Here is a 14,554-nt window from a genome sequence, read left to right on the forward strand (position 1 = left end):
AAAAAACAAAAACCCCGGATGAATATTTTCATACGGGGGTGTGAGTAATTGAATCATGTGTGTTTCTTATTGTTAATAGGTTTTGTGTAATTTCTAATACTATAGATAACATTCACATAAGGAGTGATTATTAGTGGGCGCCATTGAAAGAAGCGGATACCGGTTTGAGCCCGAATTTAGTGTCATTAGCCAAAACGGGGCTATCCATGTGTACCACAATGGAGATTTCATAGAAGAAATTACATTCGAATTTACCGCAAATTTCCGGAAAACGACCAAATAGAAGACATAGTTGAACGATATTGCAATAGGCATGGCCTGTAATTTCCTCCATCCATGGCGTCCTTAGATTGATTTCAGGGGGCGCCTATACTTCCTCCATGTTCAAGACCTTTTTCTTTTCAGCTTTTTTTAAAATCAAGTACAATAATCCGTATCCTGCTAATGAAAGGATGATCAAAATGGAGCCTATTAAAGACCATTTAAAGAAAAAGCTGGATTTGCTGTTTGTCGGCTTCAACCCGAGCATTCGATCGGGAGAAACTGGCCATCATTTTGCCAATCCAAATAACCGTTTTTGGAAAATCCTCCATGAATCCGGATTAACACCACGAAAATATGATCCAACAGAAGACTTCCAATTACTTGAATTGGGTTACGGCATGACAAATATAGTATCACGGCCTACGAAAGCAGCGGATGAAATAACAAAAGAAGAATATAAAGAAGGAAGAGAAGAACTGATCAAAAAAATTAGTGAACTTAAGCCAAAAATTGTTTGCTATGTAGGAAAAGGAGTATACCAGGAGTACAGCCGCAATAAGAAACTTCCCTGGGGAGTTCAGGACGAATCGGTCGTCCCTGGCACCATCGATTTTGTGGCACCTTCTTCTTCCGGTCTTGTCAGAATGAAAATCGATGAAATAATAAAAATCTATGCTGAAATTCCCAAAGTTTTAAGATCTTTGGAATAAAAGGATTCTTCAAAAAAAATTGGATAAAAGTGCGCTAAGGATTGATTTGACAAGCATATTCCGAATCATCCAGGAGACATGGCCGTTATTACGGGATCAACTGTCATTCTTCAATCTAAGAGCTTACAAACGGTCTTGTCCGAGGTCACCTCTAACGTATCCTATAGGGCAAATGGCCCATTTTTTCCCTGTTTTTCATCCTGACTCTAGTAAATTCCCTACCAACGGTACTGTTGAAAAAGATTCAGAATTGTTAAAATGGCAATAACAACAAGAACCAGCTTCAATTTAATCTCTAAGGAGGGAAAGAAATGGAGCAATATGTTCGAGTTATCCCCTACAAGTTTATTCAGCAGGAAGAGTCTGTGAAAGAAGTTCCAAAGGGTGTTGAGTTAATTCAGGCTCCAAAAATCTGGAACGAAACAAAAGGGAAAGGCATTAAAATTGCTGTTCTGGATACAGGCTGTGATGTATCCCATCCAGATTTAAAGGATCGAATTGTTGGAGGCTGCAATTTCACGGATGATGACAGCAGCAATCCTGATATTTATAAAGACTATAATGGCCACGGCACACATGTTGCAGGCACGATTGCAGCGCAGGAAAATGATGCAGGTGTAATTGGCGTAGCTCCAGAAGCAGACCTCCTTATTGTAAAAGTGCTGAACAAAAATGGATCAGGCCAATACGAATGGATTATCAAAGGACTGCATTATGCAATTGAACAGAATGCCGATGTTATTTCAATGTCCCTTGGCGGCCCGGCGGATGTACCAGAGCTATACGATGCCATAAAAACAGCTGTTAAAAAAGATATTCTTGTGGTCTGTGCTGCAGGAAATGAAGGGGATGGAGATGACTCAACCGATGAGTTTGCCTTTCCTGGCTGCTACAATGAGGTGATTAGTGTAGGTGCAATTAATCTGGAAAGAGATTCTTCCGAGTTTACAAACTCCCATAACGAAATAGATGTTGTCGCACCTGGTGAAGGAATCCTTTCTACTTATCTTAATGGAAAATATGCGACACTAAGCGGCACTTCGATGGCTGCTCCACATGTTTCGGGTGCACTGGCACTCATCAAGGATTTTGCCAATAAACATTTTGAAAGAAAGCTTTCAGAACCTGAATTATATGCACAGTTAATTAGACGGACTGTACCGCTTGGCAATTCACCAAAGCTTGAGGGAAATGGGCTTGTCTATCTAACAGTTCCTGAGCACTTGGCCCGAATTTTTGACCAAAACTTCAAAACCATGGTTATGAACGCAATATGACCAATATAACCGCCTTTTCACAAGCATGGAAGACAGCTAAGGCTAACCTTATTGATAGTATTCAAAATAAGCCATATTATGATGCTGAGCTAGATTTAATAAAGCAAGAAGAATACTATAGGAGTCTGGATTTTGAAAAAGAAAATATCGCCGAAGAAACTCATTCTCTTCTTGTTCGTTCGCATACCCATCATTTGGATTATTCACCACATCAATACGTGTATCCTTGGGTTGATTTACAGGAAAACGGCAAGCTGAAGAGTTTATACTCGGGCTCTGGCCTTGATCCGCTAAAAGCAATTGATGAGGACTTGCAGCTTTTGCAAACGATTCGGAAAGGTGGATTTATCAGCAAAGGAAGGGTAATTTTTAATACCGAGCATGTAGTTCCCCAATCATGGTTTGGAGGAAAAGAGCCGATGAGGGGGGATCTGCATCATCTTTTTGCTTGCGAACCCGTATGCAACAGCATGAGAAGCAACTTTCCATATTACGACTTCAAGTCTTATGTCCCTGAATTCCAAACAGAGAATGTAAGAAATGGCTGCGGAATGGCCGAGGATGCAAAATTTGAACCGGAATACGGCAAGGGGATTTCAGCAAGAGCCGTATTCTATTTTTCCCTCAGGTATAAAAAAGTGATAAAAATAGAAGAAAAGATGGATATAAAACTGTTGCTGAAGTGGCATGAAGAGAATCCTCCTGCTTTATACGAAAAGCACAGAAATGCCGCCATACATGAGCTGCAGGGAAACAGGAATCCCTTTATTGATTTTCCTGAAAGAGCAAAAATAATGTTTGGTTAATGTCCGCACCCGCCTGAACTATGGCGGGTTTTGTATTATAATAACAACAAAGAAAGCAAGGAGATCATCATGTATGCAGCCATTTACAGAAAAAGTTATAAAGATTATTAAAAGCATCCCCAACGGAAAAGTAATGACATATGGACAAATCGCAAGTGCTGCAGGCAGTCCCCGAGGGGCAAGGCAGGTAATCCGCATTCTTCATTCCCTAAGCGAAAAGCATCAGCTGCCCTGGCATCGAGTGGTGAATGGAAAGGGGGAGATTGGGTTTAAAGATACCATCTCCTTTAACAATCAAAGAACACTCCTTGAAGAGGAGGAAATTTATGTATCGCCAAAAGGGACCCTGGATTTACGGGAGTATTTATATGATCCCTTAATAGACGACCTGCGGTAGATGACCAAAAAACATGCATTTCTCAAAAATGCACATCCTCCACTAAATAAAATTACCTATTTGGCTCTTGAGGCATATTCCCTAATCATCTCAATCGTTACGTACTTTCTGACAGGTATAATGCCCTGTTTTGATAGTTCATTTATTTCGGCAGTCACTTCGTTTATCTTATCAGCCGAAAATGGCAATCCTCTTTTGCATAAATCCAAAGCTTGTTCAATATAATATTCTCGTTGCTGATCTAGAGCAGCGAACCTCGTAATGATTTTATTCTGTTTTCCAACATGTTCTGATATTGCTTTATGTACACTCATTTTTTCCACCCCTATAAAAAAGTCGATTAATGCTATCATACCATTTTTTATCCCGGCCAAAAGATGATTTATTACTAATTCTATAATATTTTTAATAGACTACAGATAGATAAAAATAGCCAGTCCTAATAACTTCCAATGAAGTATATCAAAATAGTGGAGAAGCTAAAAATGCAGCTTTTTCCTCATACTGGATATAAAGGGAACTCACCTTTCAAAAAAGAAAAGGTTAAAGGAAACAGAAATGAAAGGCGGCTTATACATATGAAAAGAACGAATAAGTTAAGTTTTAGTATCCTGCTGATTTTTATGCTCGCTTTTGTTCCTTTATCCCATAACGAAACACCGCAAGTAAATGCTACGGTAGAAGGAAGCGAGCTTGTTCAGCAACTGAACCAGCTCCTTAATAATAACCCCATTTTACAGGGTGCACTAGCCGGTGTCAGTATACGGGATGCCCAAACTGGTGAGTTAATTTATGACCATATAGGAGATATTCGGTTACGGCCAGCTTCAAACATGAAGCTTCTGACAGCAGCTGCTGCTCTTGATACTTTGGGTGAGGACTTTAGATTTACAACAGAACTTCTTCATACTGGGTCAATAAATGGATCAACTCTCCAAGGCGATCTTATTTTAAAAGGAAAAGGGGATCCAACACTATTAAAACAGGACTTTGATGCATTTGCAGCAAAGTTGAAAGAAGCAGGCATTAAAATAATTCATGGCAACTTAGTGGGTGATGATACCTGGTATGATGATCAGCGCTATTCAACAGACTTATCATGGAGTGATGAATCATGGTACTACGGTGCACAGATTTCAGCATTAACGGCTTCCCCGAATGAAGATTATGATGCGGGAACTGTCATTGTAGAAGTGTATCCTGGAGAAGAAGCCGGAAAAGAGCCAACAGTAAAAATAGAGCCGGAAACAGACTACTTAAAAATTGTGAACAAAGCAAAAACGGTTGCTAAAGGTGAAAAGAAAGATCTCACCATAGAACGTGACCATGGAACATACACTGTAACGATTGAAGGAGAAATCCCTATCGACGGAAGCCGTTCCAGGGAATGGATTGCTGTATGGGAGCCAACAGGCTACGCATTGGATCTCTTTAAACAGTCGCTTGCTGACCAAGGCATTAAACATAAGGGGAAGGTAATTGCAGCTGCCACGCCTAAAGGCGCCAAACTGCTTACGGAGCATCAATCAATGCCACTTAAAGAGCTACTCATCCCATTTATGAAATTAAGCAACAATGGACATGCTGAAACGCTCATCAAGGAAATGGGTAAAGTAGAAAAAGGCGAAGGAAGCTGGGAGAAGGGGCTTGAGGTTTTAGAAGAGAAAGTGACAAAACTGGGAATGAATGAAGAAACTCTCGTACTCCATGATGGCTCAGGCATTTCACATGTAAACTTAATTCCGGCAAATGAAATCTCAAGACTGCTTTTTGAGGTGCGGGATGAAGAATGGTTCCCTTCCTACTTAAACTCCTTGCCGATTGCTGGGATTACCAATCGAATGGAGGGCGGAACACTAAGGAACCGCATGAAGAATTCTAATGCCGCTGAAAATGTTAAAGCAAAAACAGGTTCCATTTCAACAGTAAGTGCATTATCAGGATATGTTACAACCACTAGCGGTGAAGAGCTTATATTTTCAATTGTATTGAACAATGTAATTAACGGGTCAGAAGGAAAGTTAATAGTAGATAAAATTGCTACATTATTAGCTGATCAGTAAACAAAAAAAGGGCAGGAAACCGAAATTTCAAAGGTTCCTGCCTATTCTTATTATTCAGCTTTTGCTGCCTGAATTTGAAGATCAATTTTAACCTTATCGCCTACAAGGACACCGCCAGTTTCCAGTGCTGAGTTCCATGTTAAGCCATAGTCGCTGCGTTTAATTGCACCAGCTGCACTGAAGCCAACCTTTTCGTTTCCCCATGGATCCTTCCCTGATCCTTCATAAGTAACGGTGAAGGTTTCAGCCTTGGTTACTCCGCGAATAGTTAAATCACCCGTAACATCATACTCATCGTCTCCTTTGCCTACGATGCTCGTTGATTTAAAGGTCATTGCCGGATGATTTTCCACGTCAAAGAAGTCTGCGGAACGCAAGTGGTTATCACGATCTTCATTACGTGTATCAACGCTGGAAATTGAGATGCTAAATTGGATGTCAGCTGTTGTCAAATCTATTGGATCTGCTTCAATTTCTGCTTCAAAGCTGTTAAAGCTGCCTTTCACATTTGCAATCATCATATGCTTGATTGAGAAATCCACACTGCTGTGTGCCGGGTCAACTGCCCATTTTATTTTTGTCATTATTTTCTCCTCCATTTGTTTGAATTCAATTGTTTTTAGTTCGAGATATTTTAATTCTAGATAAATTATATGACCGTTTCAGTTTTCTGTCAATGGTATTTTTTCAAAAGATGGTAAAATGAAGACTACTTAATTTTTCGTGTGTATACATAACCTAATACATAATGATTACGTCACATGCTAGCAAAATGGTGATGTTAAAAGGGGAACGGACAATGAATCAACTTGACCAAACATATAATAATGCTGCTGAGCATACAAAAATCAAAATCCTTGAAGATATAGACCGATATTTGGGCAGTAAAGAGCAGATGCCGACATATCAGGAATACCTTTCTGAAAGGCTTCATTATATCGATCAAATTTGGGTAAATGTCTGGCTGAATAAAATCACTACAAAAATATCCAAACACGATAAAAAGAAATACCTTGCAGAAAAAGGCTATGAATCAGAAAATGTCGACAGGAAGTTAATCAATCATCTGTTCAGAGCAGAGATGAAGGATTATCGCCCATTTAAAACGTCAGAATGGCTCAATGATCTTTTTGAAGGAAACACGGAGGAATGGGCAGAACGTTTTCGAAAAGCAAGGGCCTTCTACCTACAAAAAGTGGAAGAGGAAAGACTGCTGCAGAAAAAATACGTAATACGGGAAACAATTGAAGAAAAAGCCGATGAAATCATCGATCAAGAGTATAGCCTTCTTTACCTTTATGTAAGACATATGACTTCAAAGCAGCTGGCTAGCGATTTTCAAAACAAGATCAGGTACCACCACGTCGATACATTTGCATTGGAGGAAAAGCTTGAGGAAACAGGCAGTTTTGATCCGGATGACTATAAGACAACAGCTGATTTTTTGGAAGAACTGACAGGAAATATCCATAAAACACTATACTGGGGTAAAGGATATTTTGAATATGAAACCTTTTACTATGTGTATAAGAGCCTTGTTTCCGGGTATCTTTCCGATATCCTGCAAACACTCTTCCTTCAAAAGCTTCCTCAACACTTATTTGATGAATACCAAGAAGCCTATGAAAAACCGATAACAGGAAAATCAATCAAGAAGCAAATTGCCCATACGCTTCATGATATTAATGAAAACTTCTTTGAAAGCATTCAAGAAGAATATGTGGAAGACTTGCTGAAACTAGCAGATATCCCATTTGACCCTCTTGTCCATAAAGAACTGTTAGAAAAAGACCTGATAGACAGGGAGCGGGAAAAAGCAGAGAAATTTGCAGAACTGCAGAGAAAAAAAGAAGAAGAAGCCCGCATGCTGGAGAATATTTTCAGTCAGGAATATAGCCCCTCACTTGAAAAAGCTAAGCGCTATATTCTTCATATTGGGGAAACCAATACAGGCAAAACCCACCATGCTCTTGAAGGAATGAAATCTGCAAGAAGCGGTATGTATTTGGCCCCGCTTAGGCTGCTGGCTTTGGAAGTGTACGACAAGCTAAACCGTGACGGAGTCCCTTGTTCTTTAAAAACAGGAGAAGAAGAAAAGGTGGTTACAGGATCAGAGCATCTTTCTTGTACAGTAGAGATGTTTCATGAGAAGGACTTTTTTGATGCAATTGTCATTGATGAGGCACAGATGATTACCGATAAAGACCGCGGGTTTTCATGGTATAAAGCTATTACCAAAGCAAATGCCAATGAAGTTCATATTATTGGAAGCCGCAGTGCAAAAAGCATCGTACTCCAGCTGCTTGGTGATGCAGATATTGAATTAAATGAGTACAGCCGGGAGATACCACTGGAAGTAGAAGCGAAGGAATTTAAATTCAATCATGTAAGAAAAGGGGATGCCCTGATCTGTTTTTCCAGAAAAAGAGTGCTTGAGACGGCTTCGAGACTGCAGCAGGAAGGTCACTCCGTGAGTATGATTTATGGTTCCATGCCGCCGGAAACCCGAAAAAAACAGGTGCAGCGTTTTATAAATGGTGAAACCTCTGTGATTGTATCCACTGATGCCATTGGGATGGGCCTTAATCTGCCAATCCGAAGAATTGTCTTTTTGGAAAATGAGAAGTTTGACGGCATAAAGAGGCGGCTGCTTACGTCACAAGAGGTGAAGCAAATTGCCGGACGAGCGGGAAGAAAAGGATTGTACAACATCGGGAAAGTTGCATTTACAAAAGATATAAAAAGAATGAAGGCCCTGCTTGAAATGGTGGATGAACCTGTCCATACCTTTGCCATTGCACCGACAAACACAGTATTTGAAAGGTTTCAAAAGTATTATCGTGATCTCGGTACTTTCTTTGAATTGTGGGATAAATTTGAAAGCCCTAAAGGCACAAAAAAAGCGGCTTTAACCGAAGAAAGAGACCTTTATGAACGAATACAAGGAACTGAAATCGAAGCAAAGCTTGGCATAATGAACCTTTATGGTTTTCTCCATTTGCCTTTTTCAAAAAAAGAGCATGATCTTATCCGTCAATGGGAAGAGACCATGTATGCAATTATCGATGGGAATGAATTGCCTGAGCCGCGCATTAAAAACCGGAATCTGGAGGAATTGGAGCTCACATATAAAGCAATTGGTCTCCACCTTCTTTTCCTCTACAGGCTGGAACAAAGAACCGAAGCCTTATATTGGGAAAGATTGAGGGAAGAAATCAGCGATCATGTTCATGAGCGATTGAAAACAGACATTAAAGAACTTTCAAGGAAATGCAGAAGATGCGGCAAAAAACTTTCATGGGAACATGAGTTTCAGATTTGTAATGATTGCCATGCTTCACGCTCAAGAGGAAAATACAATTATTATAGAGGTAATTAATAATCCGAGAAGCTTAAAAAGCAGTAGTGAAATAAGGAAACGCCCATTAAGAAAAGCCTGCTGGGAAACAGCAGGCTTTTCCTATTACGGCTTTAAAACCACCTTGATGCAATCATCTTCATGATCATTAAAAATTTTATACCCATGGGTTGCATCCTCTAAGCTGATTTTATGCGTAATAATGTCCTTTGGATTAAATTCTTTGTTGATAATTTTCTCATATAGCTTTGGCATAAAAGGAATGACTGGCGCCTGTCCCATTTTCAGGGTAATGTTTCTGGTGAAGAAGGCCCCTAACGGGAACAGATTATAATTTGCTCCATACACACCTGTAATTTGGACTGTTCCTGTTTTTCTGACAGCTTTTGTTGCAATCTGAATCGGCCCCAGGGTGCCTCCTTGGAGCTTTAACTTTTGTTCTATGAACTCAAGGGGTGACTTTTTGCCGTCCATGCCGACACAATCGATGACTACATCAGCGCCTCCATGAGTAATTTCCTTTAGGTGCTCTCCCATATCCGGATATTTAGTGAACTCGAATACTTCCACCTTATTCGTTGCCTTGGCATGATTGATCCGGTAATCGAGATAATCAACGGCGATAACCCGCTCAGCACCTTCCATCCAGGCAAATTTCTGCGCCATTAAACCTACAGGTCCACAGCCCAAAACGATAACTGTATCCCCCTTTTTAACTCCGGCATTTACGACGCTCCAATAAGCAGTCGGGAGGACATCCGATAAAAATAAAAGGGACTCATCTTCCAATTCACATGATTCTGGTACGAGAAAAGGCGTATAATTACCAAAAGGAACTTTTAAGTATTCCGCCTGTCCGCCAGGGTGGTTCCCAAATTTTTCGGTATAGCCAAAGTACCCTCCTGAATCATAATGGGGATTTGAGTTATCACATTGACTGGTTTGATCCTGCTGGCAATAAACGCACTGGCCGCAAGAAACATTAAAGGGAATAACAACTCTGTCGCCTTTTTTTACTTTTGTCACTTTAGGGCCTACTTCTTCCACAATCCCCATAGGCTCATGCCCAATGATATACCCTTCCGGAAGCGGCATGTTCCCCTGATAAAGGTGCAAATCCGAACCGCAGATGGCTGTTGAAGTAATTTTAACGATAATGTCATCTTTCATTTCTAGCTTCGGGTCATTTACATTCGTTACAGCTACACGATTTGGACCCTGATACGTTACTGCCTTCATTTTCAACACTCCAATTAGCTTTTTTGTCCTTGCTGGTATCATAAAAAAATGAAAAAAATTTTGGTTTGCTTTACTCTTTAAAAGTTATAGAAGCGTATCGGCAATAATATAAGTTTCACTCATCTGCTGTTTTTTATTCGATTTTCACTTTATGAAATGAAGGGAAAAGGTGTATATCGTAAAAATATTTAATCAGAATGCAGAGGTTCTGCGTATTGGCCCTTGGGAAGGAAAATGAAGAATCGAAAGTTTCAAAAAGTGAATCAAGATCCGGTTTTAAAAGACTCTAACATCGTTATATGCAATCCAAAAGAGGTTGCCAGCAACCTAAAAAATAGGAAAAAGCTCTATGAGGCGGACGAAATAATGACTATTCAATCGTCCGCCAATTTGAAGAAAAAAAATGATCTTATGAACTGACAGCGAACGAATTACGAAACTAAATAATAAAATTACCGAATTATGCGCCCTTTACTGGAATACATATTCATGGAAACCATCAATGAACTTCCTCAAAAGGAGCGGAAAAAATGCCAAACTCCACACATCAATCAGAAGTAAATGTGCCGATCGGTGCGTTATGGAATTTTGTCAGTGATATTGGGAACTGGGCACCATTAGTACCCGGTTATATTGAACATGAAGTACTTTGCGAGAGAGAATCTACCTGGTGCTTTAAAAGCGATATTGGGATTTTGAAGAAAAAAATTGAATTAAAGGTGGTCATTACTGGCTGGCAGGAGCCTAAAAAGGTGACATTTAATTTAACAGGGCTTAATGAGAAGTTTACGGGGCAGGGATATTTTCATGCCAGCGAAGGTAAAAATAATAAAATTGTGATGACAGGCTCCCTGGATATTAAGGCGGAGGGAATGATGGCGAGTGTAGCAAATTCTTTGCTTAACTCAACTTTACCTGAACTTACTGCCGGCCTTACTGAGGCCGTTGCTGCAAAAGTGGAACAGCAACATAAAGAACATGCTGGTGTCTAGGTTTATCCTGCATTGAAAGGAACTTATCACTTGAGTTTTCTTTACTCTTATTTCGTATATCGATTAGCATAGCTGGAGGCAACGAATGCCTCCGGCTTAATTTTTGGCTCTAAGCCAATGGATTCTATCCTCGACACCATTTCTTTTACAAATTCGCGAGTCTTATTTCTTTTGCCGGATCCAATATCCATATGTCCTTCCATTGAAAAGGAGCCGCCTTTATAAATAAACGGCAAAACGATTTCAACCATTTTATCTTTCCGTTCCTCTGTAAATAGTGAAACCACTTCTTCTGTCAGCGAGGTTTCATATGAGATTCTCTCATGAAGATGCATCATTTTTCTTGGAATAATAGTTTTCCTAATACAGGCCCAGGCACCTTTCCGCTCACTTTGAATCACAATCCCTGTAATGAACACGGTACGATTATAATGAACCTGAGAATCTGTTCCGATCATCAGACGGAAATTCCCATCCGGATTGCGCTTCATAAACAGTAAAATCCGGTTAAAAACCTGCTCAAATGTCAAATTTCGTTCCTGGAGATTTTGAAATTTATAATCAGCACACACCTATGATCACCACATTAAGTATTTTGTTTGGAAAAAACATTCTTCCACAACCTTTAACTTAATACTTTTCTTTTTATTAACATTATATTGAGAACTTTCGAACAAGTTGTTTATTTTTTTCAGAAAATTCATTAATCAAGAAAATAGAATGGATGAATGGGATTAGGGAGGTTGATAAAAACTACAGAATAAAGGAGGAAATCAAATGAACCAAACGATGATATTCATACTTAAATTTGTGTCAAGCCTGATTGCATTTGCAATTGCACTTGATTTATTTTTCGATGCAACTTTTGCCGATATTTTATCATTCAGCCTGCTTGTAACGGTTATGTCATACTTGCTGGGGGATCGAATGATCCTTCCAAGGCTAGGAAACAGGAATGCACTCATAGCTGACTTTTTTTTAGTTTATGCGTCAGTATGGGTTTTTGGAAGTGTCCTCTTAAACAGTTATTTGCAAATTGCATGGGGAAGCATTATTGCAGCAGGGATTATCACACTTGCGGAAGTGTTTGTCCATAGCTACTTATTAAACAGAATGGAAGCAAGAGAGAAGGAGAAGCGAGGTGAATCCGGAATGAATCCAAAACTTGCATATGGGATGGAAATAGCGGAAGAGCGGGAGCCAACAAAAGATTGGGAATGATTGAAAAAGGGGAAAACCCAATGCAGACTGTTTCCGTCTATATTGGGTTTTTTCATTCATTTAGCAATAAAATAGCGATAAAATTAAAACTGTATATAAGATTGCTTGCTATTTTACCGGCAAACACAGAATATAAGTAAGGGTATTACTTCCATAGTAAATTCACCTAAAATATATGCATGTAAAAGAAAGTAGGGTTTTATTTGCAGGAATTTTTAACACTTGGCATTTCAAAAGGGCTCTCTGAAATATTGCTAAATCATGGAATTCGAAACCCAACAGCCATCCAGGAGCATGCCATACCTGCTATTATGGATGGAAAGGATATCATCGCCCAGGCGCAGACAGGAACAGGCAAAACATTTGCTTTTATTCTGCCGATTCTGGAGAAAATTGATCCAACTGCAGCTTATATTCAGGCTCTGATCGTAACGCCAACAAGGGAATTGGCTTTACAAATCACAGACGAAATTAAAAAGCTTACCGCAGACAATGATCATATAGATGTCTTAGCCGTATATGGAGGACAAGATGTAAACAAGCAGCTCAAAAAGCTTCAGAAAAATATCCAGATTGTAGTGGGAACCCCAGGCCGCCTGCTGGACCATATCAAAAGGGAGACCATTAATTTATCTCAAGCCGATTTTTTAGTATTGGATGAAGCCGACCAAATGCTGCACATAGGCTTTCTGGATGAAGTGGAGAGAATTATTAAAGAAACGCCCTTCAAAAGGCAAACGATGCTTTTTTCTGCGACCATTCTGGCAGAGATAAGAAAACTGGCAAACAAACACATGAAAGAGCCGCGGTATATACAAATTGAAAAAAAACAGGGGCCAGCCCATTCAGTCAAACAAATAGCCATACATACAGTCGATCGCGCCAAGCAGGCTGCACTAATACATCTGATTCATACCCACAGACCTTTTTTAGCAGTCATATTTTGCCGCACAAAACGTAGAGTCAGCAAGTTATATGAGGTGCTCAAATCAAGTGGCTTTCAATGCGATGAGCTGCATGGAGACTTATCTCAGGCCAAACGCGAACAAGTAATGAAACGGTTCAGGGATGCTCATACCCAGTTATTAGTTGCGACAGATGTGGCCGCTAGAGGGCTTGATGTTGAAGGAGTCACACATGTATTCAATTATGATATTCCACTGGACCCTGAAAGCTATGTGCACCGAATCGGGAGAACAGGCCGGGCAGGAATGAATGGACTAGCAATCACATTTTATTCATCCGCAGATAAGCCTCTTCTGGAGGCAATCGAAAAAGGGCTTAGGATCAAAATCCCTAAACAAAACCTTGACAATATTAAAGAAACTAAAAATCCTGCCAGGGCACCAGAAACAAGCGGCCAAGCTAAAAAACGCACCTCACCAAGAGGAGAGAATAATGACAGCAGGGAAGATGGCCGCTCAAAAGCTAAAGGCGACAAAGGCTCCCATAAAAAGGGCAGAAAAGAGGGAAGCAATAAGGGGGAAACATTAAATTCAACCCGAACAAGCCGCACAAAATCAAAAGGAAAAAGGAAATCTTCACCTAAACCTACGAAAATATCATCAAAAAGACGGGGAAGGTAATTATATTTTAGGGAGGAAAAGCAAACGTGTTAAAAGATCGGATTGAAAAACACCTGAAAGAACAACCAACTGAAATTTTCAAAGAAGAAAAGGAATTTGCTGAAAAGCACCATTTGCTGTCCGATGGTAACGTAATAGAGATAAAGAATCCGGATACCCGTTTTCTAGATGCTTATATTGAGAGAGGGGACAAGGAAACAGAGGAAGTTCTCAGCAAGGAAACCGCAGAGTTTTTAAATCAGCCAATCAAATACTTCAAAAATCATAAAAATGAATTTATGTACTTGGAGTCAAAATGGTTTGACCTAGTCGGAGCAGATGCTATTTCCTTTGAAACAGATGCTGTCTTTGGCAATTATGAGGTGATGCTGGGACTGAAGCTGCCGAAAAAAGCAGAAACAGCAATAAAAACTTATATAAAGGAAAATACTCTAACAAGCACACCAAAATACAGCTTGATGTTCAGCCAGCAAGATGGGCTTTGGGATCTTAACTTTTCGTTAAACGACCTTGAAGGTTTTACAGAGGATCTATCTATTTATGATGCATATCAATCCATCTATCAATTCCTTTTTAATCTTGTGTCTGTAGTGGAGGGTAACCGTAATAATTAAAAATTATAAACAGCTATTAGGATGAAC

15 protein-coding genes and 1 pseudogene are annotated in these 14,554 nt (G+C 39.7%); 12 read left to right on the forward strand and 4 right to left on the reverse strand.

Annotation, left to right across the window (positions count from 1 at the left end):
• The first annotated feature begins 133 nt into the window (after nt 1–133).
• The 5 genes and pseudogenes from NCCP133_RS17260 to NCCP133_RS17280 all read left to right on the forward strand — a co-directional run bounded on the left by NCCP133_RS17260 (nt 134) and on the right by NCCP133_RS17280 (nt 3,454).
• Nucleotides 134–324 (forward strand): annotated as a pseudogene (locus NCCP133_RS17260) (YbxH family protein).
• A gap of 137 nt (nt 325–461) precedes the next feature.
• Nucleotides 462–974: a mismatch-specific DNA-glycosylase gene (locus tag NCCP133_RS17265; protein ID WP_264806340.1), complete on the forward strand. Its 513-nt coding sequence runs from the start codon at nt 462–464 to the stop codon at nt 972–974.
• Between the two features lie 311 nt (nt 975–1,285).
• Nucleotides 1,286–2,251, forward strand: a complete 966-nt coding sequence (locus NCCP133_RS17270; protein WP_264806341.1) for a S8 family peptidase — start codon at nt 1,286–1,288, stop codon at nt 2,249–2,251.
• Nucleotides 2,248–3,057, forward strand: coding sequence for an endonuclease I family protein (locus tag NCCP133_RS17275; RefSeq protein ID WP_264806343.1), 810 nt, complete (start codon nt 2,248–2,250; stop codon nt 3,055–3,057). Before NCCP133_RS17270 ends, NCCP133_RS17275 begins: the two co-directional genes overlap by 4 nt.
• Before the next feature lie 73 nt (nt 3,058–3,130).
• Nucleotides 3,131–3,454 carry an MGMT family protein gene (locus tag NCCP133_RS17280; RefSeq protein WP_264806344.1) on the forward strand — a complete coding sequence of 108 codons (324 nt, stop codon included), beginning with the start codon at nt 3,131–3,133 and terminating at the stop codon, nt 3,452–3,454.
• A gap of 56 nt (nt 3,455–3,510) precedes the next feature.
• Here the strand turns inward: NCCP133_RS17280 and NCCP133_RS17285 are convergent, their stop codons facing one another.
• The gene (locus NCCP133_RS17285) at nt 3,511–3,768 is read right to left on the reverse strand and encodes a YpbS family protein (protein WP_264806345.1); all 258 of its coding nucleotides are present in this window, start codon (nt 3,766–3,768) and stop codon (nt 3,511–3,513) included.
• A 264-nt stretch (nt 3,769–4,032) separates the two neighbouring features.
• On the opposite strand from NCCP133_RS17285, the gene dacB reads away from it, so the two are divergent.
• The gene (dacB, locus tag NCCP133_RS17290; RefSeq protein WP_264806346.1) at nt 4,033–5,517 is read left to right on the forward strand and encodes a D-alanyl-D-alanine carboxypeptidase/D-alanyl-D-alanine endopeptidase; all 1,485 of its coding nucleotides are present in this window, start codon (nt 4,033–4,035) and stop codon (nt 5,515–5,517) included.
• Between the two features lie 50 nt (nt 5,518–5,567).
• Here the strand turns inward: dacB and NCCP133_RS17295 are convergent, their stop codons facing one another.
• Entirely contained in the window at nt 5,568–6,101 is a 534-nt protein-coding gene (locus NCCP133_RS17295; protein WP_264806347.1) for a YceI family protein, read from the reverse strand.
• Nucleotides 6,102–6,316: 215 nt separating this feature from the next.
• Between NCCP133_RS17295 and NCCP133_RS17300 the strand changes: the two genes are divergently transcribed.
• Nucleotides 6,317–8,896, forward strand: a complete 2,580-nt coding sequence (locus tag NCCP133_RS17300; RefSeq protein WP_264806348.1) for a DEAD/DEAH box helicase — start codon at nt 6,317–6,319, stop codon at nt 8,894–8,896.
• An 84-nt stretch (nt 8,897–8,980) separates the two neighbouring features.
• Here NCCP133_RS17300 and NCCP133_RS17305 read toward each other — a convergent pair whose 3' ends face one another.
• Nucleotides 8,981–10,114, reverse strand: a complete 1,134-nt coding sequence (locus tag NCCP133_RS17305; protein ID WP_264806350.1) for a zinc-dependent alcohol dehydrogenase — start codon at nt 10,112–10,114, stop codon at nt 8,981–8,983.
• 234 nt (nt 10,115–10,348) lie between these two features.
• On the opposite strand from NCCP133_RS17305, the gene NCCP133_RS17310 reads away from it, so the two are divergent.
• Nucleotides 10,349–10,534 (forward strand): hypothetical protein, encoded by a 186-nt coding sequence (locus NCCP133_RS17310; protein WP_264806351.1) that lies wholly within the window; start codon nt 10,349–10,351, stop codon nt 10,532–10,534.
• Between the two features lie 110 nt (nt 10,535–10,644).
• Nucleotides 10,645–11,106 (forward strand): CoxG family protein, encoded by a 462-nt coding sequence (locus NCCP133_RS17315; RefSeq protein ID WP_264806352.1) that lies wholly within the window; start codon nt 10,645–10,647, stop codon nt 11,104–11,106.
• A 47-nt stretch (nt 11,107–11,153) separates the two neighbouring features.
• On the opposite strand, the gene NCCP133_RS17320 is transcribed toward NCCP133_RS17315, so the two are convergent.
• On the reverse strand, nt 11,154–11,678 hold the full coding sequence (locus tag NCCP133_RS17320; protein ID WP_264806353.1) for a ribonuclease H-like YkuK family protein: 525 nt from the start codon (nt 11,676–11,678) through the stop codon (nt 11,154–11,156).
• 205 nt (nt 11,679–11,883) lie between these two features.
• Between NCCP133_RS17320 and NCCP133_RS17325 the strand changes: the two genes are divergently transcribed.
• From NCCP133_RS17325 to NCCP133_RS17335, 3 genes are all read left to right on the forward strand, one after another.
• On the forward strand, nt 11,884–12,327 hold the full coding sequence (locus NCCP133_RS17325) for a YndM family protein (protein ID WP_264806354.1): 444 nt from the start codon (nt 11,884–11,886) through the stop codon (nt 12,325–12,327).
• A gap of 203 nt (nt 12,328–12,530) precedes the next feature.
• Nucleotides 12,531–13,913 (forward strand): DEAD/DEAH box helicase, encoded by a 1,383-nt coding sequence (locus NCCP133_RS17330; RefSeq protein WP_264806355.1) that lies wholly within the window; start codon nt 12,531–12,533, stop codon nt 13,911–13,913.
• Nucleotides 13,914–13,939: 26 nt separating this feature from the next.
• The gene (locus NCCP133_RS17335; protein WP_264806356.1) at nt 13,940–14,527 is read left to right on the forward strand and encodes a branched-chain amino acid aminotransferase; all 588 of its coding nucleotides are present in this window, start codon (nt 13,940–13,942) and stop codon (nt 14,525–14,527) included.
• The last annotated feature ends 27 nt before the right edge of the window (nt 14,528–14,554 follow it).

The sequence above is a fragment of the Cytobacillus sp. NCCP-133 genome, from assembly GCF_026011715.1.
Lineage (GTDB): Bacteria > Bacillota > Bacilli > Bacillales > Cytobacillaceae > Cytobacillus.

Coding starts and splice junctions, on each gene's coding strand:
- NCCP133_RS17265 (WP_264806340.1), top strand. CDS start 462: ATGGAGCCTATTAAAGACCATTTAAAGAAAAAGCTGGATTTGCTGTTT.
- NCCP133_RS17270 (WP_264806341.1), top strand. CDS start 1,286: ATGGAGCAATATGTTCGAGTTATCCCCTACAAGTTTATTCAGCAGGAA.
- NCCP133_RS17275 (WP_264806343.1), top strand. CDS start 2,248: ATGACCAATATAACCGCCTTTTCACAAGCATGGAAGACAGCTAAGGCT.
- NCCP133_RS17280 (WP_264806344.1), top strand. CDS start 3,131: ATGCAGCCATTTACAGAAAAAGTTATAAAGATTATTAAAAGCATCCCC.
- NCCP133_RS17285 (WP_264806345.1), bottom strand. CDS start 3,768: ATGAGTGTACATAAAGCAATATCAGAACATGTTGGAAAACAGAATAAA.
- dacB (WP_264806346.1), top strand. CDS start 4,033: ATGAAAAGAACGAATAAGTTAAGTTTTAGTATCCTGCTGATTTTTATG.
- NCCP133_RS17295 (WP_264806347.1), bottom strand. CDS start 6,101: ATGACAAAAATAAAATGGGCAGTTGACCCGGCACACAGCAGTGTGGAT.
- NCCP133_RS17300 (WP_264806348.1), top strand. CDS start 6,317: ATGAATCAACTTGACCAAACATATAATAATGCTGCTGAGCATACAAAA.
- NCCP133_RS17305 (WP_264806350.1), bottom strand. CDS start 10,114: ATGAAGGCAGTAACGTATCAGGGTCCAAATCGTGTAGCTGTAACGAAT.
- NCCP133_RS17310 (WP_264806351.1), top strand. CDS start 10,349: ATGAAGAATCGAAAGTTTCAAAAAGTGAATCAAGATCCGGTTTTAAAA.
- NCCP133_RS17315 (WP_264806352.1), top strand. CDS start 10,645: ATGCCAAACTCCACACATCAATCAGAAGTAAATGTGCCGATCGGTGCG.
- NCCP133_RS17325 (WP_264806354.1), top strand. CDS start 11,884: ATGAACCAAACGATGATATTCATACTTAAATTTGTGTCAAGCCTGATT.